This is a genomic window from Pedococcus sp. P5_B7 (assembly GCF_054049895.1).
The window spans coordinates 1223042-1243778 of sequence record NZ_JBFULM010000002.1 but is presented as its reverse complement, the minus strand read 5'-3'; the positions used below and the strand labels follow the sequence as shown (position 1 = coordinate 1243778).

Below are 20737 nucleotides of genomic sequence, written 5' to 3'. Positions count from 1 at the left end.
CCTGAGCCCACTGCGCCTGAGCCCACCGCGCCTGAGCCCGCGGTGCCTGAGCCCGACACCGCTGGCGCCGCGACGCCGGCCGGGCCGGTCACGATCCGGGCGGCGCGCACCAGCGACATCCGGACGATCCGCGAGATCGTCCGGCCGCATGCCGACTCCCGGGTGCTGGTGTCCAAGGACGCCGTGACCTACTACGAGGCCCTCCAGCAGTTCCGGGTGGCCGAGCAGGACGGGGTCGTCGTGGGCTGCGGCGCCCTGCACGTCATGTGGGAGGACCTCGCCGAGATCCGCACGCTCGCGGTGCGGCCCGAAGCCAAGGGCCACGGGGTCGGGTCGCTGCTCATGGAGGCGCTCGTCAGCGATGCGAGGGCGCTGGGGGTCGAGCGGTTGTTCTGCCTGACCTTCGAGGTGGACTTCTTCACCCGACACGGCTTCGACGTGATCGAGGGACAGGCCGTCGAGCCCGAGGTCTACGCCGAGCTCGTCCGTTCCTACGACGAGGGTGTCGCCGAGTTCCTCGACCTCGAGCGGGTCAAGCCGAACACCCTCGGCAACACCCGCATGCTGAGAACTCTCTAGCCCGGGAGTGGGGTGGCGTGCGGTCGGTGGTGGCGGGTCATCCTGATCCGCACGGACGTGGCCAGCACCAGGAGCAGTAGCGCGGAGATGACGCCGAAGCCGAGGCGCGGGATCAGGGGCAGCGCGATCCCGATCCCCCCGCCGATCACCCAGGCGATCTGCAGGACCGTCTCGGACCACGCGAACACCCTGGTGCGGACCGTCTCGTCGATGTCGCGCTGCACGACGGCGTCGCTGCTCAGCTTGATCAGCTGCGCCCCCAGGCCTGCCACCAGCCCGAGGACCAGCAGGGTGGTGAGCGAGTAGAACAGCGCCGCGGCGAGGGCTGCCAGCACGTCGGCGATCAGGGCCACCGCGATGATGAGGTCGGGCCGCAGCCGGCGCAGGGTGTTGCCGACCACGGTGCCGAGCGCGTTGCCCGCGCCGGCCGCGCCGACGACGAGGGCGAGCACGAAGGTGCCGCTGTGCCCGGGCAGGGGGTGCTCGCGCATGAGGAAGGCCATGAACAGGGTGAGGAACCCGGTCAGCAGCCGGGCGCCGATGGCGCTGCAGAGGGCGGTGAGCACCGTCACCGGGAGGGCCGCGACCCGGGCCCGGAGCCGTTGGAAGAGCCCGAGCCGTCGGCCTTCGCGGCGCGGGACGGGCAGCGGGCCGGTGTCCTCGATGTCCTGCTCGCCGGTGCTGGAGTCGACCCTGGAGGGGAGTCGGATCGCCAGCACGGTGCCCACGACGTAGATGACGAACGCCAGCCGCAGGGACCACTCGGGGCCCACTCGGGCGACGGCCCCTGCGAGGCCACCACCCACGGCCATGCCAGCGACCCCGGCGAGCGCGTTGCGGGAGTTGGCGTTGACCAGGCTGAAGCCGGGTGGCAGCAGCCGGGGGACGGCCGAGGCGCGGGTGACGCCGTAGGCCTTCGAGGCGACGAGGCAGCCGAGCGCCGCCGGGAACAGCCAGGGCGAGTCGTTGGCGACGGCCCCGGCCAGCACCCAGCACAGGAAGGCGCGGAGCGCGAGGGTCGTGCCGATGGCCCAGCGCCTACCGTGCCGGAACCTGTCGAGCAGCGGTCCGATGAAGGGGGCGAGCAGCGCGAAGGGTGCCATCGTGAGGACGAGGAACTGGGCCACCTGTCCCCGGGCCTCGTCGGTGGGGATGGCGAAGATGGTGCCGGCCAGCGAGACGGTGAGCGCGGCGTCGCCCATCAGGTTGACGAAGTGCAGCTCCACGAGCCGCGCGAGCCCGCTCTCGCCGGCTCCGGCCGAGTGGGTGTAGGCGCGGGCCCGGCGGGCCCCGGCCCGGCTGCCCCGCCCCGCCAGCCTCGCCCCGGCCAGGGTGCCGCGCCCCACGACCCGACCCGTGCGGGTTGCCCCGACGCGCAGCGCCCGGGCGGCCCGGCGACCGGTGGTCTTCGATCCGGGGGTGGCAGCGGTGGGTGGGGGGTCGCCGGGGGGCACGCTCACCTCAGCTCGCCTCCCGCGAGGCCGGCAGCCGGAAGCGACCGCGGGGCAGCGGCTCGACGAGGCCGTCGGCCACCAGGGAGTCGAGGCACCGCTCGCGCTGGACCTCGTTGTCCGACAACGCTTCCAGTGCCGACCGAGGCACGGGGTCGGTGCTGGCGCGCAGCACGGCCAGGAGTGCGCCGCGGAGCTGGCGATCCGTGCCCTCCCACGCCTGACCCCTGCGGGCCGGACCCTGGTGAGCCGGCCGGCCGGCGAGCTGCCAGGCGCACAGGTCGGCGACCGGGCAGTCCGAGCACCGGGGCGCACGGGCGGTGCAGACGATCGCCCCGAGCTCCATGACCGCCACGCTCCACGTCCGTGCCCGAGCCGCGTCGGCAGGCACCAGCCCGGCGGCGACGGTCAGCTCGGCCCGCGTCGGCGACGGCGCGGCATACTCCTGACCGCCGACGACGCGAGCCAGCACGCGGCGCACGTTGGTGTCGACGACGGTGGTGCGCTCGCCGAAGGCGAAGGTCGCGACGGCGGCGGCGGTGTAGGTGCCGACGCCGGGCAGGGCGAGCAGCTCGGCCTCGGTCGCCGGGACCGCGCCGTCGTGGCGCTCGGTCATGGCGACCGCAGCGGCGTGCAACCGCAGCGCGCGTCGCGGGTAGCCGAGCCGACCCCACGCGCGCACCGCCTCACCCGGGGCGTCCTCGGCCAGCGCGCTCGGGGTCGGCCAGCGCGAGAGCCACGCGTGCCAGACCGGCTCGACCCGGGCGACCGGGGTCTGCTGGAGCATGACCTCGGACACGAAGATGCCCCACGCCGTGGCGTCGGGTCGTCGCCACGGCAGGTCGCGCGCGGACACGGCGTACCACTCCAGCACCTCGCGGTGCAGACGTTCGGGAGCGGTGCCGGTGCTCACACGTAGCGTTCGAGGATGCTCGACTCGGCCAGGCGGGACAGGCCCTCACGGACGGCCCGGGCGCGGCCCTCGCCGACGCCGTCGACGTCCATGAGCTCCTCGAGGTTGGCCGCCAGCAGCTTCTGGAGGCTCCCGAAGTGCTCGACCAGGCGGTCGACGATGGCGCCCGGCAGTCGGGGCACCTTGCTCAGCAGCCGGAAGCCGCACGGGCTCACGGCCGAGTCGAGGGCGTCGCCCCCGACCGCGAAGCCCACGGCCTTGGCCCCGGCGGCGAGGTCGAGCAGCTCGGTCGAGGTCAGCTCCTCGAGGGCCGCCATCGCCTGCTCGAGCGTGAGGTCGGCCTTGGTGACCGGCAGGTAGTCACGGATGACGAGCTCGCGGTCGTTGCCCAGCCCGCCGGTGAGCTCCTCGAGCTGGAGGGTCAGCAGCCGGCCGTCGACGCCGAGCTCGACGACGTAGCCGGAGATCTCGTCGCGGATGCGGCGCACCATCTCGAGGCGCTGGAGCACGCTGGCCACGTCGCGGACCGTGACGAGGTCTTCGATCTCGAGCGCCGAGAGGGTGCCGGTGACCTCGTCGAGGCGTGACTTGTAGCGCTCGAGGGTCTGCAGGGCCTGGTTGGCGCGGGAGAGGATCGCGCTGGAGTCCTCGAGGACGTGGCGTCCGCCGTCGACGTAGATGGCGACGATGCGCATCGACTGGCTCACCGAGATGACGGGGTAGCCGGTCTGCTTGGCCACCCGCTCTGCGGTGCGGTGCCGGGTGCCCGACTCGCTGGTCTCGATGGACGGGTCGGGCACCAGCTGGGTGGCGGCGCGCAGGATCCGCGAGGCCTCCCGATCGAGCACGATGCCGCCGTCCATCTTCGCGAGCTCGCGCAGCCGGGTGGCCGAGAACTCGACGTCGAGGGGGAAGCCACCGGTGGAGAGCTGCTCCACGGTGCGGTCGTGCCCGAGCACGATGAGGGCACCAGTGCGCCCACGGAGAATGCGTTCCAGACCGTCGCGCAACTCGGTACCCGGTGCCACGGCGGCGAGGGTGGCGCGCAGCGCGTCGTCCTCGCGAAGATCCACTGGTCAAACCCCTTTGGTGCCGCCGGTCCGGTCTGGCGCGAGTCTAACCGTGCGTCGGCTGCAGGGCGGCCCGCACCGCGCCACGGATGTCGTCACACTCCACGACCTGCATGCCCTCGGGTGTCGGTCCACTGCCCAGCACCCCGGTCGGGACGTAGGCCGTGCGGAACCCGAGCCGGGCGGCCTCGGCGAGCCGTCGCGGCATACCCGAGACGGGTCGGATCTCGCCGGCCAGCCCGAGCTCCCCGAACGCGATGGCGTGGTCGGGCAGGGGTTGGTCCTTGACCGCGCTGGCCACGGCGAGGGCGATGGCCAGGTCGGAGGCGGGCTCGGTCAGGCGGACGCCACCGACGGTGGAGAGGTAGACGTCGGCGTTGCCGATCGGCGCCTGCGCCCGCTTGGCGAGCACGGCGATGATCATCGAGACGCGGGCCGAGTCGAGCCCGCTCGTCGCGCGTCGCGGCGTGGGGATCTCGCTCTTGGCCACGAGCGCCTGGACCTCCGTCATCAGCGGCCGACGGCCCTCGAGCGTGACCGTGACGCAGGTGCCGGGGACCGACAGCGTGCCTCGGGAGAGGAACAGGCCGCTGGGGTCGGGAAGGCCCACGATGCCCACGTCGGAGAGGTCGAAGCAGCCCACCTCGTCGGTCGGGCCGTAGCGGTTCTTGACCGCCCGGACGAGCCTCAGCCGCGAGTGCCGGTCGCCCTCGAACTGCACCACGACGTCGACCAGGTGCTCGAGGACGCGAGGACCGGCGATGGAGCCGTCCTTGGTGACGTGCCCGACGAGGAGGGTGGCGATGCCGCGGGCCTTGGCCACCTGGATCAGTGAGGCGGCCACCTCGCGCACCTGGGTGACGTTGCCCGCGGAGCCCTCGACCTCGCCGCTGGCGATGGTCTGCACCGAGTCGACGATGACGAGGTCGGGCTGGACCTCGTCGATCTGGCCGAGCACGGTGGCGAGGTCGGTCTCCGCGGCGAGGAACAAGGTCGCGGCCATCGCCTCGATCCGCTCGGCCCGCATCCGCACCTGGGCGGCCGACTCCTCGCCCGTGACGTAGAGGACCTTGCGCCCCTCGCCCGAGCGGGCGGCGCGGGCGGCCACGTCGAGGAGCAGGGTGGACTTGCCGATGCCGGGCTCACCGGCGACGAGGACGACGGCGCCCGGCACCAGCCCGCCACCGAGCACGCGGTCGAACTCGCCGACGCCGGTGCTCTGCGCTTCGGCCCGGCGGGCGTCGACCTGGCCGATCGGCACGGCGGGCCGCTCGACGCGGGTGGCGGCGGTGGTGCGGACGGTGACCGCGCCGATCTCGCTGACGCTGCCCCACGACTGGCACTCGCCACAGCGGCCGACCCACTTGACGGTGGTCCACCCGCACTCGGAGCAGCGGAAACCGCTCGACCTGGTCGACGTCTTCGCTGCCATGGGCGACAACCTACGGGGGGCCGCCGACAACCCGGTGAAGGGCGGGGGTCAGTGGCCCTCGGCGACCTTCTTGAGGCCGTCGAGCATGCCCTGCCAGTTCTGCGAGAACTCCTCGGCCTGCTTGGCGCTGTCACACCCGTCCTGGGTCAGCTTCAGCGTCGTGCCGTCGCCGGACGGGGAGAGCTCGTAGCGGACCGTGTGGTAGTTCTCGGGCACGTCGTCGGCACCGGTCAGCGGGCTGTAGTGGGTGACCTCGAGCAGCCTCCCGGGCTCGGCCTGCAGCACCTCACCCTTGTCCTGGTAGGGCTTGCCCTCCCACTCGCCGCTCCACGTGATCGGGCTGCCTGGCTGCCAGTCGCTGGCCACTTCGCTACCCATCATGTACTCGGCGACCAGCTTGGGGTCGGTCATCGCCTGCCAGACCCGGTCGGGGTCGGCGTCGACGGTGGTGTTCGCGGTGGCGACGTGCTCGGTCATGGTGCCTCCTGTGGTCAGGGGTGTCCGGTTCTTCCACCCTGTACCGGGTCGGCGGCGCTGTCCACCCCAGTGGTCACACCGTCGGTCGTGACCCCTTGACGACTCTTCAGTAGCGGCGCCACCACAGGTTGACCGCGTAGTCGACGCCCGTGCCGTCGTGCTCGGCGAGGATCCCCTCGGCGGCGGTCTCGGAGAACTCGATGCGCACGACCTCCTCGAAGTCCTCCCGTGAGTCGAGCTCCCACGAGATCGTGAGGCGCTCGCGCGACCAGCCCTGCCGCGCCCAGAACCGCTCCACGGCGGCGGCGTCGTAGGACGGGTTGGCGCGGGAGAACCAGCGTCCGAAGGTCGAGCGCGTGGCGTCGTTGTCGATCACGTATGCCGTGCCACCGGGTCGCACGACGCGGTCCAGCTCGCGCAGGCCGGGCTCGCAGCCGGCCCCGAAGAAGTAGGCCCACCGGGCGTGGGCGAGGTCGACCGACGCGTCGGCCAGCGGCAGCGCCTGGGCGACGCCCTCGCGGACCTGCACCGACGGCATACCGGCGACGCGACGCTCGGCGATCGAGAGGAGCGGCGGGTGGGGTTCGACACCCACCACGCTGGCGCACCCGAGTGCGGCGAAGCGGGGGAGGTGGAACCCCGTGCCGCACCCCACGTCGACCAGGTCGGCCCCGGCGAACGGGTGCAGGGCGTCCATGGCCGACTCGAGCAGGCCGGCCCGGTCGACCCCGAGGTTCTCGACCTCGTAGACGTCGGGGGCTTCCCAGATGTTCGGGCTGCGCGTCGGCTCGGACCGACCCGAGTCGGTGCTCATCGTCTCGGTGCGCTCATCGTCGTGGTGGTCACCGGCCCTTGCGCGCCTCTTGGGCGGCCAGCGTCGCCGGGTGGACCAGGAGCGGCAACATCTTGCGGGAGTAGGCGTTTCGCGCTGCCTTCACGCTGGCGAGGTGCGCCTCGCAGCGGATCTCCAGCTCGCCGTACGCCTCTTCGCCCATCAGCTCGACGAGCTCGCCGCGGTTGCTTCGGAAGACCGGCTCACGCCCCACGTGCGCCTCGGGGTTGCTGGAGCAGTACCAGTCGAGGTCGTGGCCGCCGGGCCCCCAGCCGCGCCGGTCGTACTCGGTGATGCTGACCTCCTGCCAGCTCGAGCCGTCGGGGAGCTCGACCTTGCGGTAGGTGCGGCGGATCGGCAGCTGCCAGCACACGTCGGGCTTGACCGTGTGCGGCTCCTTGCCGGTGAGGACGGCGTGCTGGTGCAGCGCGCAGCCCGCGCCCGCAGGGAACCCGGGCCGGTTGAGGAAGATGCACGCGCCGTCGACCACCTTGGTCTTGAGGGCGTCGTCCTCCTTCTCGGTCCAGGCGCCGACCTTGGTGGAGCCGGGGTGCAGCTGCCACTCGTCCTCGCCGAGCTCCTTGACGGCCTTCTTCACCCGCTTGATGTCGTCGTCGTCGGTGAAGTGGGCGCCCAGGGTGCAGCAGCCGTCGTCCGGCCGACCGGCGTAGATGCCCTTGCACCCGCTGCCGAAGATGCACGTCCAGCTCGACGTCAGCCAGGTCAGGTCGCAGCGGAACCGCTGCCCCGAGTCGGCGGGGTCGGTGAACTCCACCCAGATCCGGGCCGTGTCGAGCGGGGTCTCTGCCACGTCCGTAACCCTACGTCGTGCCTTGCCACTCCTCAGGATTGGCCCGTATGCCGGTCTGTCGCCGACGCCGTCGCCAGACCACCGCGACGCCCCGCCCAGCCGGTGCTGCCCGCGAGCGCCCCGGGTGTCGTAGCGTGCACCCATGCGCCTCGGAGTCATCGACGTCGGCTCCAACACGGTCCACCTGCTCGTCGTGGACGCCCACCGGGGCGCCCAGCCCCTGCCGGCGACGTCGCACAAGATCGAGCTGAGGCTCTCCGAGCACGTGAGCGACGCGGGTGACATCGCCGAGACCGGGGAGGCCGCGCTCACCGGCTTCATCCACGAGTGCCTGGCGGTCGCGGAGGACCAGGGGGTCGAGGAGGTCATGGCGTTCGTCACCAGCGCCATCCGTGAGGCCCCCAACGGCGAGGAGGTGCTCGCCCGCGTGCGGGCGGCGACCGGGGTGGCCCTCCAGGTGCTGTCCGGCGAGGACGAGGCGCGGCTGACGTTCCTGGCCGCCCGGCGGTGGTTCGGCTGGTCGAGCGGCACCCTGCTCGTCGTCGACATCGGCGGGGGCTCCCTCGAGCTCGCGGCCGGCATGGACGAGGAGCCCGATGCCGCGGTGTCCCTGCCGTTGGGGGCCGGTCGGCTCACCCGTGACCTCCTCCCGGGGGACCCGCCCGGCGCCGACGTGGTTCGCGAGGCGCGCCGCGTCATCCGTCAACGGCTCGCCGCGGCGATGCGCCCGCTGGCCAAGGCCGGCACCGCCGACCGTGCCGTCGGCACCTCCAAGACGATGCGCTCGCTGGCGCGCGTCACCGGCGCCGCCCCGAGCAGCGACGGTCCGTATGCCGCGCGCAGCCTCGAGCGCGTGGCGCTCGCCTCACTCGTCAGCGACCTCGGGTCGATGACCTCCCGCCAGCGCACCGGGCTGTCCGGCGTCTCGGCCAGTCGGTCGCACCAGCTGCTCGCGGGTGCGCTCGTCGCCGAGGCCGCGATGGACCTGCTCGACCTCGACCGCCTGGAGATCTGCCCGTGGGCGCTGCGCGAGGGAGTCATCCTCAGCAGGCTCGACACGATGGGCTGAGGGCCGCTCGCTAGGCTCGGGGGCATGGCTGGAGCGGTGTCGATCCCTGGGGCCACGGTGGCTCTGTCGACCGCCTCGGTCTACCCCGACACGTGCGCCGCCGGCTTCGCCACCGCAGCGCGTCTGGGCTACGACGCCCTCGAGGTCATGGTGTGGACCGATCCGGTCTCCCAGGAGGCCGGTGCGCTCGCGGCACTCTCCGAGCTGCACGGCATACCCGTCGTGTCGGTGCACGCGCCCACCCTCCTGCTGACCCAGCGCATCTGGGGACCGGACCCGTGGACCAAGGTGGACAACTCGATCGCCCTGGCCCAGGAGGTCGGGGCGTCCACGGTCGTGCTGCACCCGCCGTTCCGCTGGCAGAAGGAGTACGCGGCGGAGTTCGTCGAGGGGGTGGCGCTGCGTGAGCACGAGACCGGCATCGCCCTGGCCGTCGAGAACATGTTCCCGTGGCGGGCCCGGCAGCGGGAGTTCGAGGCCTACCTGCCCCACTGGGACCCGGTGCCGCAGGCCTACGACAACGTCACGCTCGACCTGTCGCACACGTCGACCGCGGGCTCGGACGCCATGGCCATGGCCGCGGCCCTCGGTCCGCGGCTGCGCCACGTGCACCTCGCCGACGGCCTCGGCTCCCTCAAGGACGAGCACCTCGTGCCCGGCCGCGGCAGCCAGCCGTGCGCCGAGTTCCTCGAGATGCTGGCGTTCAGGCGTTTCGCGGGGTCGGTCGTCGTGGAGGTCGGCACCCGCAAGCTGACGCCCGACCAGCGGGAGGTCGACCTGGCCGAGGCCCTCGCGTTCGCGCGCCTCCACCTCGCCACCGCGTCCACGGCAGACGTCTCATGAGTCCCCGAGGACGCCGGCCGGGCGGCGTCGACACCCGGCAGGCCATCGTCGAGGCGGCGCGGGTCGACTTCGCCGAACAGGGCTATGACGGCACGTCGCTGCGCGGGATCGCGCGCCGGGCCGAGGTCGACCCGGCCCTCGTGCACCACTACTTCGGTGGCAAGCCGCAGCTGTTCGCGGCGGTGATGGACATCCCTGCCGACCCTGCGGCTCTCATCAGCGCGGTGGTCTCCGGCCCCCGCGACCAGGTCGGCGAGTCGCTCGTGCGCACCTTCCTCGCGGTGTGGGACTCCGAGGAGGGCCGGCAGCGGTTCCAGGCCCTCGTGCGGGCGGCGGTCACCCACGAGGACGCCACCCGGATGCTGCGTGAGTTCCTCACCCGTGAGGTGTTCGGGCGGGTGGTGCGCGAGCTGTCCACCGAGGGGGAGCCGTCAGCCGGGCTGGAGGTGCGGGCCGGGCTCGCGGCCTCGCAGATGATCGGGCTGGCGATGATGCGCTACATCGTGGAGTTCCCGGCCGTCGTCGACGCGACGCACGACGAGCTGGCCGCGCTGGTCGGGCCCACCATCCAGCGCTACCTCGCCCCGTAGGGCGAGCCCGCGGCATACCGCCCGACGACCACGCTCGCTGCCACCGCGGCTGGGCTGTGCTCGCGCTGGTCCCCACGCGCCCGAGCGTGGTCGTCCGGCGACGAGGCCGAAAGGTGCGACGAGGCCGAAAGGTCTTGTCGGCAGGCGCTCCCGGCGCTATATTCATCGCATGATGAAAAACGTCATCGAGATCGCGAACCTCCGCGTCGTGCGGGGCAGTCGCGAGGTGCTGCCCGACCTGTCCGTGACGGTCCCGGCGGGCCAGGTCGTCGGGCTGCTCGGCCCCAGCGGGAGTGGCAAGTCCACCCTGATCCGCGCCGTCGTCGGCGTCCAGGTGGTCGAGTCCGGCGAGATCACGGTGCTCGGCGAGCCGGCCGGGTCGCCGTCCCTGCGCCGCCGGATCGGCTACGTCACCCAGAGCCCCAGCGTCTACGACGACCTGTCGGTGCGGGCCAACGTGCGCTACTTCGCCAGCATCCTCGGCGTCCGGGTCGCGGCCGCCGACGAGGCGATCGAGGCCGTGGACCTCACCAGCCACGCCGACGCCCTCGTCGGCAACCTCTCCGGGGGCCAGCGCTCGCGCGTCTCGCTCGCGGCCGCACTGGTCGGCGACCCGGAGCTGCTCGTGCTCGACGAACCCACGGTCGGGCTCGACCCCGTCCTTCGTCGCGACCTGTGGGAGCTCTTCCACCGCCTTGCGGCACAAGGCCGTTCGCTGCTCGTGTCGAGCCACGTCATGGACGAGGCGAGTCGTTGCGACCGGTTGCTGCTGCTCCGAGAGGGCCAGATCCTCGCCGACGACACCCTGCCGGCCCTCCTCGCCCGGACCGGCACCGACGACGCCGAGCAGGCGTTCCTGGCCCTGATCGACCGCGCTGCCCAGGAGGCACGATGAACGCCCACCGCACCCTCGTCACCGCCGGGCGGGTCCTCGCCCAGCTCCGGGCCGACCACCGGACGATCGGGCTCATGCTCGTCGTGCCCTGCGTGCTCGTCGGGTTGCTGGCGTGGATCTTCGAGGGGACGCCGGTGTTCGACGGTCTCGGCGCCTCGCTGCTCGGGGTGTTCCCGTTCGTCGTGATGTTCATCGTGACGAGCATCGCCACGCTCCGGGAACGGACGTCCGGCACCCTCGAGCGTCTCCTGACCACGCCGATGGGCAAGGGCGACTTCATGTTCGGCTACGCCCTCGCGTTCGGCGTGATGGCGGTGCTCCAGGCCCTGATCGCGACCGCGTTCGCGGTCTACGTGTGCGGGCTCGACGTCGCCGGGCCGCTGTGGCAGCTCGTCGCCGTGGCCGTGCTCGACGCGCTGCTCGGGACAGCGCTCGGCCTGCTCGCCAGCGGGTTCGCCCGCACCGAGTTCCAGGCGGTCCAGTTCATGCCGGCGTTCGTCCTGCCGCAGTTCCTCCTGTGCGGCCTGATCGTCGCCCGCGACCGCCTGCCGGACGTCCTGCGGTGGGTGTCGGACGTGCTGCCCCTGTCGTATGCCGTCGACGCGATGAAGTCGGTCACCGCCAGTGCCAGCCCGGGTGCCGACGTGGCGGGGGATGCCGCCGTGATCGCGCTGTGGGTGCTGGTGGCCTTGGTCCTCGGCAGCCTCACCCTGCGCCGACGCACCGCCTGACCTGCTCGTTCCTACGTTCTTCGGCGGACCCCGTGCCGCCCGCCCGGAGTTACCGTGAAATCGCCCGACAGAGGGGCTCCTGCAGGGGGGCACTTGTGTGGCCGAGATGTGGTTTGTCGGGCCGGTGGCGGTGCGTCGTGCCCGCGACCGTGATCCGTGACGGGAAGCCACGAGCTCACCCCGCTAGACCGTCACCCGTGGTGGTCGGGGTGCGCGATGTCGCGAAGCAACGTTCTCAGGTCTCTGACGAGCGCGGTGGGCGTGGTGTCGCTGTGCGCCGCCGCCCTGGTCGGTGCAGCAACGGCTGCCTCGGCCGCGCCCGCCCCCGTGGTCCCGGTGCCCGTCTCCGCGGTCAGCGCCGACGCGCTGCCCACCGTCCAGGTCAACGGTGTGGTCTGGTCACAGGCGGTGGTGGGCAACACCGTGTATGCCGCGGGGTCCTTCAGCAGCGCCCGTCCGGCCGGCTCGGCGCCGGGGACCAACCTCGTGGCGCGCAGCAACCTCCTCGCCTACAACATCACCACGGGTGCGCTGGTCACGTCCTTCGCGCCGCAGGTCAACGCCCAGATCCTGTCGGTCGCGGCGTCTCCGGACGGCAGCCGCATCTACGTCGCCGGTGACTTCACGTCGATCAACGGACAGGCCCGCCGGCGGGTGGCTGCGTTCGACACCGCCACCGGGGCGCTGAGCACGGCCTTCAACCCCACGGGGGTCAACTCGCAGGCGCGGGCCGTCATCGCGACGGCCGACTCCGTCTACGTCGGCGGTGGCTTCGCGGGACTCGGCAACGGGCAGCTGCGCAACAACCTCGCCGCCTTCCGGGCCTCGGACGGGGCGGTCCTGCCCTGGAACCCCAACGCCGACTACACCGTGTGGGCGATCGCAGTATCCGGTGACGGCCAGTGGGTGTTCGCCGGCGGGTCCTTCCAGAACGTCGGTGGTCAGTCCGCCATCGGGCTCGCCAAGATCAACGGGGCGACGGGCGCTCTCGACCCGACCTGGGACCCGGCCGTGAACAACCGTGGCCCGGACACGGGGATCAGCAGCCTGCGGGTCCAGGGCAACTTCGTCTACGGCACGTCGTGGTCGTTCGGCAACGGGGCCAACCTCGAGGGCGCCTTCAAGCTCCCGATCACGAACTCCACGCTCGTCTGGGTGACCGCCTGCCACGGCGACAACTACTCGGTCTACCTGATGGGCGGGGTCGCCTACACGGCCAGCCACGAGCACTACTGCGGCGCCATGGGCGGCGGCGCACCGCAGTACCCGCAGTGGAAGTTCCAGCACTCCCAGGCCTGGACCGACGCGGTCGGTGGCCAGATCCTCAGCGACAGCCTCGGCTACCCGAACTGGCGCGGCACCAACGCGCCGTCGATCGTCAGCTGGAACCCCGACATGACGATGGGCAGCTACACCGGGCAGTACCAGGCCGGCTGGAACATCGCCGGCAACAACGACTACGTCGTCTACGGCGGGGAGTTCCCGACCGTGAACGGCGTCGGCCAGCAAGGCCTCGTGCGTTTCGCCCGCCGTGGCCTGGCGCCCAACAAGGAGGGCCCGCGCTTCTCCGGTGGGACCTTCGTGCCCAGGCTCGTGGCCACCTCGTCGTCGACGGTGCGGGTGAGCTGGACGGCCGGCTACGACCGGGACGACTACACGCTGACCTACCGCCTGATCCGCAACGGGGCCACCGGCTCGCCGCGCCTGACGACCACCGCGAACTCGACCTGGTGGTCGCTGCCCGCAGTCGGCTTCGTCGACACTGGCCTGACTCCGGGCGCCACCTACACCTACCAGCTCATCGCCAACGACCCCAGTGGCAACACGGTCTTCGGCGCCAACGCGAGCATCACGATGCCGACGTCGTCGAGCCCCAGCAACGGCTACGCGCAGTCGGTGCGGGCCAACGGGGCCCGCATCTACTGGCCGATGAACGAGACCTCGGGGCTGACGATCAACGACCGCGCGGCCGGTACCGCCGCCACGACCGGCATCGGGGTGACCGACGGCCGTGGCGACACCGGGATCCAGTGGAACCAGTCCGGCGCCATCGCCGGCGACACCGCGGCGGCCCTCACGAACAACGACTTCAGCCGGGTCTACGCCCTCGGGTCCGAGACGGCCCCGGACACCTTCACCTCCCAGGTGTGGGTCCGCACGTCCACCGGCAGCGGTGGCCGGATCCTTGGCTTCAGCGACCTCCAGAACGGCAAGTCGGCCCACCGCGACCGGCACCTGTACATGGACAACTCCGGACGGATCGTCTTCGGCGTCTACGGGCAGGACGGCACCCTGCGCACGGTGATCAGCCCGTCGGCCTACAACAACAACCTGTGGCACATGCTCACGGCGACGATGAGCAGCGCCGGCATGCGCCTCTACGTCGACGGCAACCTCGTCGGCTCGAACACCGGCACCACGGCGGGTGAGGCCTACCTCGGCTACTGGCGGCTCGGCGGCGACGTCCTCGGCACCGACGACGGTCGTCCCGGCTGGACCCCGCGACCGGCGTCCAACAACTTCGTCGGCAGCGTGGACGAGGTAGCCGTCTACCCGACGGCGCTGTCGCAGGCGACGATCCAGGCCCAGTACGCCCTGCGCAACGGTGGGGGTGGCGGCAACCAGCCGCCGACAGCTTCCTTCACCTGGAGCGCTGCCGGGCTCAGCGCCTCGTTCGACGGGTCCGGGTCGAGCGACCAGGACGGGTCGGTGACGGGCTACTCGTGGAACTTCGGGGACGGCACCCCCACGGGAAACGGGGTCACCCCGAGCCACACGTATGCCGCGCCGGGCACCTACACCGCGCAGCTCACCGTGACGGACAACCAGGGCGCCACCAGCAGCACCACCCGCCAGGTCACCGTCGCAGCGGCCAGCGTCATCGCGATCGACACCTTCAACCGCACGGTCGCCGGCGGCTGGGGCCAGGCCGACACCGGTGGCACCTGGACCCTGACCACTGCGGCGAGCAACTTCGCGGTGGGGAACGGGGCCGGCACGATGCTGCTCGCGGCCTCGTCGGGGCCGTCCGCCTACCTCACGTCCACCTCGGCACGGGACGTCGACCTGCGCACCACCCTCGGTTTCGACAAGCCGGCCACCGGGGGTGGCGTCTACGCCTCGGCCGTCGTGCGCCGGGTGGGCACCTCCGACTACCGCGTGAAGGTGCGCGTGACGGGCGCTGACACCACGGCATACCTGGCTCGCACGGTCGGGGGCGTCGAGACGATCCTCACGAGCGTGCCCCTGCCCGGCGTGGTCGTCGCCGCCGGCGACGCCCTGTCGCTCCGCGTCCAGGCGGTCGGCGGCGGCACGACGACCCTGAACGGCAAGGTCTGGAAGGCCAACACGGCGGAGCCCACGGCGTGGACGACGACGACGACGGACTCGACCGCCAGTCTGCAGTCTCCTGGCGCCGTCGGCCTCTACGCCTTCCTGTCCGGGTCGGCGACCAACTCACCCATCACCCTCTCGGTGCCCGACTTCCGCGCGGACGCGCCCTGACCCGGGGTGCACCAGCCCGCGCAGCACCGGTGCCGCGGGGCGGTTAGCCTTGTCGACGGTCGTGACCCCCCACGGCCGCCGGATGGAAGGACCCCCGTGGACGCCAGTGACCTGCTGCGCAACAGCCTGCTCCAGCTCTCCAAGAGCGATGCTGTGCGACAGACGATCGAGAAGGCGCCGGTCAGCCGAAGCGTGGTCAGGCGGTTCGTCCCGGGCGACCGCACCGAGGATGCCGTGTCGGCGACGGCGGAGCTGAGGGCGACCAACCGCCTGGCGACCATCGACTACCTCGGTGAGGACACGACCGACCTCACCCAGGCCATCCGCACCCGCGACCACTACATCGAGCTGCTCAAGGCGCTCGCCGACGCCGACCTGTCGCAGCACGGCATGGGCGAGGTCAGCCTCAAGCTGTCGGCGCTCGGCCAGTACCTGCCCGGCGACGGCGACAAGATCGCGCTCGAGCACGCCCGCGAGATCTGTCAGGCCGCGGCGAACGCCGGGACCACGGTCACCCTCGACATGGAGGACCACACCACCACCGACGCCACCCTGGAGGCCCTGCGCGAGCTGCGTCAGGACTTCCCGTGGGTGGGCGCCGTGATCCAGTCCTACCTGCACCGCAGCGAAGGCGACTGCCGCGACCTGGCCCACGAGGGCAGTCGGGTCCGGCTCTGCAAGGGCGCCTACAAGGAACCCGAGTCGGTCGCCTACCAGAGCAGCGGCGACGTCGACCAGAGCTACGTGCGCTGCCTCAAGATCCTGATGGGCGGCGAGGGCTACCCGATGGTCGCCAGCCACGACCCCCGACTCGTCGAGATCGCCGGGGCCCTGGCCGCCCACCACCGGCGCGACCCCGACAGCTACGAGTTCCAGATGCTCTACGGCATCCGCCCCGAGGAGCAGAAGCGGATCGCGGACCGGGGCAACCAGATGCGGGTCTACATCCCGTACGGCGAGGAGTGGTACGGCTACCTCATGCGCCGCATGGCCGAGCGCCCCGCCAACACGATGTTCTTCCTGCGCGGCCTGGCCACCAAGAACTAGGCCGGCTCGGGCGGATATCGCGCGCACCGGGACCGCCGCGACTGGAAGACTGCCGGCATGGGAACTGTGGCGATACTCGGTGCCGGAGTGATGGGCGAGACGCTGCTGTCGGGACTGATCCGGTCCGGGCGCAGCGCCGACGAGCTGATCGTGACCGCGCGCCGGCCCGATCGCGCCGACGAGCTCGCCCAGCGCTACGGCGTGCGGGCGATGTCCAACATCGAGGCCGCCGAGGCCGCCGACACCCTGGTCCTCGTCGTGAAGCCCCAGGACATGGGCGGCCTGGTCGAGGAGATCGGCGACCACGTGTCCCCCGGCAACCTCGTCGTGAGCCTGGCCGCCGGCATCCCCACGCAGTACCTCGAGAGCCGGCTGCCCGCCGGAGTGGCGGTCGTCCGCGTCATGCCCAACACGCCGGCCCTGGTCGACCAGGGGATGGCCGCCGTCAGCCCCGGTCGCAGCGCGGACGCCGCGCACCTCGACGAGGCGTCGGAGCTGCTGCGGTCCTGTGGCCGGGTGGTCCAGGTCGCCGAGAAGCACCAGGACGCCGTCACGGCGATCAGCGGCAGTGGCCCCGCCTACATCTTCTACGTCGTCGAGGCGATGATCGAGGCCGGCGTCGTGCTCGGCCTGCCCCGCCCGACCGCGACCGAGCTGGTCGTCCAGACCCTCTTCGGCGCGGCGACGATGATGCGCGAGACCGGTCAGCACCCGACCGTCCTGCGTGAGCAGGTCACCTCGCCCGGCGGGACCACCGCCGCGGCGCTGCGCCAGCTCGACGACCACAAGGTCCGCGCCGCGTTCATCACGGCGATGGAGGCCGCGGCCAACCGCTCGCACGAGCTGGCGTCGGGGAATGACTGACCCGACAAGTGGGTCGGGTGGTGCGCCCACCACCGGGCGGCACCCGGGGCGAGACCCCGGCCTGACCATCCAGCCGGTCGAGCCGTCCGTCTGGCAGGTCCATCGCGCCGTGCGGCTGGCCATGTTGCTCGACACCCCACTCGCCTACGGCAGCACCTTCGCCCGGGAGGTGGCCTTTCCCGACGAGCTGTGGGTCGAGCGGATGGGCGACAGCCACGGGTGGCTGGCCTTCGAGGGAGAGCTGCCGGTGGGGGCGGTCACGTCGTTCCACGCCCCCGACCAGCCCGACGACGAGACCCACCTGGTGGCGATGTGGGTGGCCTCCCACGCGAGGGGCCGGGGGGTGGCGGACCGGCTCGTGCGAGCCCTCATCGACCACGCCCGTCGCGCCGGCGTGCGCCGGGTCACGCTCGCCGTGGCCGACGACAACGAGCGCGCAATCGGCTTCTACGAACGCGTCGGGTTCACCCGCACGGGGCGGACCGGCGAGCTGCCGCACCAGCCCGCGGTGACGGAGTTCGAGATGGAGCTCCTGCTCAGCGAGCTGCCAGTCGGCTCTGGTTGAACACTCGGCAAACCCCCATGACGAAAGAGCCCTCCGTCGTGCGACAGTGGGGTCATGAGCGACATCTCCGTGCGTGCCCTGGGTGAGGACGAGTGGGAGCAGTACCGATCGGTGCGGCTGAACGCGCTCGAGGAATCGCCTGAGGCCTTCGTGGCCACCGTCGACGAGGAACGCGCCTACGACGAGGACTTCTGGCGCACCCGGATGCGGCGCAGCCAGCGGCTGCTCGCCGAGCAGGACGGCGCCCCGGTCGGGGTCGCCAGCCTCGGCCAAGCCCGCCAGGAGGGTGAGAAGGAGAACGCGAAGGTGGCCGAGCTCTTCGGCCTGTGGGTGGCCCCTGCCGCTCGTGGCACGGGGGTCGCCAGCCAGCTCGTGCAGGCCGGCGCCGATGCCGCGCGGAAAGAGGGCCGCAGCCACCTCGCCTACTGGGTCGGCGCCGACAACGGTCGCGCCGTCGCGTTCGCGAGCGGGTTCGGGTTCCGACCAACCGACAGCCGTCGTCCGATGCGGGTCAAGGGTGCCGACGACGACGAGGACGAGGTGGCCATGGTGCTGCCGCTCGGCGAGGACCGCGGCGTCCCCAACCTCTGAGAGCCGTCGGTATGCCCCGTGGCGCTATCTCATGCAAAAGGCGAGTTAGCGCCGGCGCTAACTCGCCTTTTGCATGAGATAGCGGCGGCTAGGGGCGGGATGCGAGGCGGTCGAGCAGGTCGGTCGGGCCGCTGACGATCAGGGTGTCGTGCGCGGTCACCTTGGTCTCTGGCACGGCATACGTGAAGTCGCTGTTGGGTGACTTCACGCCCACCACCGTGACGCCGTACTTGCTGCGAATTGCGCTCTGCTGCAACGTGAATCCGATGGCTTCCTGCGGCGGCTTCATCTTGACGATGGCGAACCCGTCGTCGAACTCGATGTAGTCCATCAGCTTGCCGTTGAGCAGGTGGGCGACCCGGCGCCCGCTGTCGACCTCGGGGGAGATGACGTGGTGCACGCCGATCCGGTCGAGGATGCGGGCGTGCTCGGGCGACAGGGCCTTGGCCCAGATGGTGGGGATGCCGGCGTCGACGAGGTTCATCGCGCAGAGCACCGAGGCCTCCACCGACGAGCCGATGCCGACGACCGCGATCTGGAAGCTGCGGGCCTTGAGGTTGGCGACTGACTGCGGCTGGGCGGCATCGGCCTGCACGATGCGGCCCACCTTGCCCAGGAACGACTCCGCGAGGTGTGGGTCGCGCTCGACCGCGACCACGTGGTGCCCGAGCTTGGTCAGCTCGATCGCGACCGCACTGCCGAACCGGCCGAGGCCGATGACGAGCACGTCGTCCTCGTAGAGCTTCTTCGCCACTGCGGTCCTCCGCGGCATCGGGGATGGTGAGACCTCCCACGCTAGCGCGTCCCTGCAGGTGGGACCGTGCTGTCGGGAATCGTCGCCCGACGGGTAGCGTCGGGCCATGCCCTCACAGGTGCGGGTGGTCTGGGACCCCGGCTTCACCGCCTACGACTTCGGACCGGGTCATCCCATGAACCCGGTCCGGCTCGACCTGACCGCCCGGCTCTGCGAGGCGATGGGGGTGTTCGACCACGAGGGGGTCGAGGTCTTCTCGCCACCGGTGCCGGACGACGAGGTGCTCACCACGGTCCATACCCCCGACTACGTCGCCGCGGTGCGCGCCGCGTCCGCGGACCCCGACCGTGCCGACCCGGCATACGGGCTCGGCACCGATGACGACCCGGGCTTCGCGGGCATGCACGACGCGAGCGCCCGCGTGGTCGAAGGCACCCGCCAGGTGTGCGCCGACGTGTGGGAGGGCCGCACGCAGCACGGCGTCAACTTCTGTGGCGGCCTGCACCACGCCATGGCCGGCAACGCCGCAGGGTTCTGTGTCTACAACGACATCGCCGTCGGCATCCAGTGGCTGCTCGACCACGGCGCCCAGCGGGTGGCCTACGTCGACATCGACGTCCACCACGGCGACGGCGTGGAGCGCATCTTCTGGGACGACCCCCGCGTCCTCACCATCTCGCTGCACGAGTCGGGTCGGGCGCTCTTCCCGGGCACCGGCTTCGCGGGCGACATCGGCGGGACGACGGCGCAGGGCGAGGCCGTCAACGTCGCCCTGCCACCGGGCACCGGTGACTCGGCCTGGCTGCGGGCGCTGCACTCGACCGCGCTGCCGCTGGTGCGCGCCTTCAAGCCCGACGTGCTGGTCACCCAGCACGGCTGCGACACCCACGCCCAGGACCCGCTCGCCCACCTGGCGATGTCGGTGGACGCCCAGCGGGTGGCCGCCGACGCCCTGCACCGCCTGTCGCACGAGGTCTGCGACGGGAAGTGGGTGGCGCTCGGGGGAGGCGGCTACGAGCTGGTGCAGGTCGTGCCGCGGAGCTGGACCCACCTGACCGCCATCGCCGCGCACCAGCCGATCGCGCTGACCGAGCCCGTGCCGCAGGACTGGCTCGAGCACGTGCGGCAGGCCTTCGGTCGCGAGGGGCCGCGCAGGATGGGTGACCTCGACCCCGCCGCTGGCCCGATCTGGCACCAGCCCTGGGACCTGGGTTACAACCCCCACGACGAGGTGGACCGAGCCATCATGGCGACCCGTCAGGCGGTCTTCGCGCTGCACGGGCTGGACGTCTGGTTCGACTGACTCGTCGACCCGACTCGGTCCAGCAGGAGTGACACTCGTGTGATTCGTCAGGTCCCGACGGCGTGTCGACTGGACAAGCGGGAAGAAGTTTTTCCATTGGCTTCCCCACGAGTCACATCAGCCCCTACAGTTCCTTCTGCACGCGAGTAGAGGTCCGCCGGAAGGGAAGCCGGCGATGCGCGCGTGTAGAAGATCGAGGTAACACATGTCCAACGAGCGACAGCTCGCCGAGGTGCGGTTCCTGACCGTTGCCGAGGTGGCCTCGATCATGCGCGTGTCGAAGATGACGGTGTACCGCATGGTGCACGCAGGAGAGCTTCCCGCCATTCGCGTGGGGCGGTCCTTCCGGGTCCCGGAGGACGCTGTGCACAAGTACCTGCGAACGTCCTATGTCGACACCGCCTGATTGGTGCTGA

Annotated in this window: 21 protein-coding genes; 13 read left to right on the top strand and 8 right to left on the bottom strand. The window is 71.7% G+C overall.

All coding sequences use genetic code 11. The features are described from left to right. Positions 1 to 42: 42 nt before the first annotated feature. Positions 43 to 579 carry an amino-acid N-acetyltransferase gene (locus ACXJKD_RS08835; protein ID WP_457254108.1) on the top strand — a complete coding sequence of 179 codons (537 nt, stop codon included), beginning with the start codon at positions 43 to 45 and terminating at the stop codon, positions 577 to 579. Here the strand turns inward: ACXJKD_RS08835 and ACXJKD_RS08830 are convergent. From ACXJKD_RS08830 to ACXJKD_RS08800, 7 genes are all read right to left on the bottom strand, one after another. Then, the gene (locus ACXJKD_RS08830) at positions 576 to 2039 is read right to left on the bottom strand and encodes an MFS transporter (RefSeq protein ID WP_457254107.1); all 1464 of its coding nucleotides are present in this window, start codon (positions 2037 to 2039) and stop codon (positions 576 to 578) included. The genes ACXJKD_RS08835 and ACXJKD_RS08830 overlap by 4 nt on opposite strands. Position 2040: 1 nt before the next feature. Then, positions 2041 to 2943 (bottom strand): A/G-specific adenine glycosylase, encoded by a 903-nt coding sequence (locus ACXJKD_RS08825; protein ID WP_457254106.1) that lies wholly within the window; start codon positions 2941 to 2943, stop codon positions 2041 to 2043. Continuing rightward, the gene (gene disA, locus ACXJKD_RS08820) at positions 2940 to 4016 is read right to left on the bottom strand and encodes a DNA integrity scanning diadenylate cyclase DisA (protein WP_457254105.1); all 1077 of its coding nucleotides are present in this window, start codon (positions 4014 to 4016) and stop codon (positions 2940 to 2942) included. The genes ACXJKD_RS08825 and disA overlap by 4 nt, the downstream gene beginning before the upstream one ends. 43 nt (positions 4017 to 4059) lie before the next feature. Further along, positions 4060 to 5445 carry a DNA repair protein RadA gene (radA, locus tag ACXJKD_RS08815; RefSeq protein ID WP_457254104.1) on the bottom strand — a complete coding sequence of 462 codons (1386 nt, stop codon included), beginning with the start codon at positions 5443 to 5445 and terminating at the stop codon, positions 4060 to 4062. A 48-nt stretch (positions 5446 to 5493) separates the two neighbouring features. Continuing rightward, positions 5494 to 5922 carry an SRPBCC family protein gene (locus tag ACXJKD_RS08810; protein ID WP_457254103.1) on the bottom strand — a complete coding sequence of 143 codons (429 nt, stop codon included), beginning with the start codon at positions 5920 to 5922 and terminating at the stop codon, positions 5494 to 5496. Positions 5923 to 6028: 106 nt separating this feature from the next. After that, positions 6029 to 6736, bottom strand: a complete 708-nt coding sequence (locus ACXJKD_RS08805; RefSeq protein ID WP_457254102.1) for a class I SAM-dependent methyltransferase — start codon at positions 6734 to 6736, stop codon at positions 6029 to 6031. A gap of 28 nt (positions 6737 to 6764) precedes the next feature. Then, entirely contained in the window at positions 6765 to 7565 is an 801-nt protein-coding gene (locus ACXJKD_RS08800) for a hypothetical protein (protein WP_457254101.1), read from the bottom strand. A 142-nt stretch (positions 7566 to 7707) separates the two neighbouring features. Here ACXJKD_RS08800 and ACXJKD_RS08795 point away from each other — a divergent pair, with 142 nt between their 5' ends. From ACXJKD_RS08795 to ACXJKD_RS08750, 10 genes are all read left to right on the top strand, one after another. Next, the gene (locus ACXJKD_RS08795) at positions 7708 to 8634 is read left to right on the top strand and encodes a Ppx/GppA phosphatase family protein (RefSeq protein WP_457254100.1); all 927 of its coding nucleotides are present in this window, start codon (positions 7708 to 7710) and stop codon (positions 8632 to 8634) included. A 24-nt stretch (positions 8635 to 8658) separates the two neighbouring features. Then, positions 8659 to 9477 (top strand): sugar phosphate isomerase/epimerase family protein, encoded by an 819-nt coding sequence (locus ACXJKD_RS08790; RefSeq protein WP_457254099.1) that lies wholly within the window; start codon positions 8659 to 8661, stop codon positions 9475 to 9477. Next, positions 9474 to 10067, top strand: a complete 594-nt coding sequence (locus ACXJKD_RS08785) for a TetR/AcrR family transcriptional regulator (protein WP_457254098.1) — start codon at positions 9474 to 9476, stop codon at positions 10065 to 10067. The genes ACXJKD_RS08790 and ACXJKD_RS08785 overlap by 4 nt, the downstream gene beginning before the upstream one ends. Before the next feature lie 169 nt (positions 10068 to 10236). Then, on the top strand, positions 10237 to 10962 hold the full coding sequence (locus ACXJKD_RS08780) for an ABC transporter ATP-binding protein (protein ID WP_457254097.1): 726 nt from the start codon (positions 10237 to 10239) through the stop codon (positions 10960 to 10962). Beyond that, on the top strand, positions 10959 to 11693 hold the full coding sequence (locus tag ACXJKD_RS08775) for an ABC transporter permease (RefSeq protein ID WP_457254096.1): 735 nt from the start codon (positions 10959 to 10961) through the stop codon (positions 11691 to 11693). Before ACXJKD_RS08780 ends, ACXJKD_RS08775 begins: the two co-directional genes overlap by 4 nt. Positions 11694 to 11954: 261 nt before the next feature. After that, positions 11955 to 15197, top strand: coding sequence for a PKD domain-containing protein (locus ACXJKD_RS08770; protein ID WP_457254095.1), 3243 nt, complete (start codon positions 11955 to 11957; stop codon positions 15195 to 15197). A 96-nt stretch (positions 15198 to 15293) separates the two neighbouring features. Further along, positions 15294 to 16244 (top strand): proline dehydrogenase family protein, encoded by a 951-nt coding sequence (locus ACXJKD_RS08765; protein WP_457254094.1) that lies wholly within the window; start codon positions 15294 to 15296, stop codon positions 16242 to 16244. Positions 16245 to 16301: 57 nt separating this feature from the next. Beyond that, positions 16302 to 17108, top strand: coding sequence for a pyrroline-5-carboxylate reductase (proC, locus tag ACXJKD_RS08760; RefSeq protein ID WP_457254093.1), 807 nt, complete (start codon positions 16302 to 16304; stop codon positions 17106 to 17108). Continuing rightward, the gene (locus ACXJKD_RS08755; protein ID WP_457254092.1) at positions 17101 to 17673 is read left to right on the top strand and encodes a GNAT family N-acetyltransferase; all 573 of its coding nucleotides are present in this window, start codon (positions 17101 to 17103) and stop codon (positions 17671 to 17673) included. Before proC ends, ACXJKD_RS08755 begins: the two co-directional genes overlap by 8 nt. A gap of 54 nt (positions 17674 to 17727) precedes the next feature. Further along, positions 17728 to 18264: an N-acetyltransferase family protein gene (locus ACXJKD_RS08750; protein WP_457254091.1), complete on the top strand. Its 537-nt coding sequence runs from the start codon at positions 17728 to 17730 to the stop codon at positions 18262 to 18264. Between the two features lie 88 nt (positions 18265 to 18352). Here ACXJKD_RS08750 and ACXJKD_RS08745 read toward each other — a convergent pair whose 3' ends face one another. Continuing rightward, on the bottom strand, positions 18353 to 19036 hold the full coding sequence (locus ACXJKD_RS08745) for a potassium channel family protein (RefSeq protein WP_457254090.1): 684 nt from the start codon (positions 19034 to 19036) through the stop codon (positions 18353 to 18355). Between the two features lie 88 nt (positions 19037 to 19124). Between ACXJKD_RS08745 and ACXJKD_RS08740 the strand changes: the two genes are divergently transcribed. Both ACXJKD_RS08740 and ACXJKD_RS08735 read left to right on the top strand, forming a co-directional pair. Further along, positions 19125 to 20321 (top strand): acetoin utilization protein AcuC, encoded by a 1197-nt coding sequence (locus ACXJKD_RS08740; protein ID WP_457254089.1) that lies wholly within the window; start codon positions 19125 to 19127, stop codon positions 20319 to 20321. A gap of 205 nt (positions 20322 to 20526) precedes the next feature. Then, positions 20527 to 20727, top strand: a complete 201-nt coding sequence (locus ACXJKD_RS08735) for a helix-turn-helix domain-containing protein (RefSeq protein ID WP_056915613.1) — start codon at positions 20527 to 20529, stop codon at positions 20725 to 20727. Positions 20728 to 20737 lie beyond the last annotated feature (10 nt).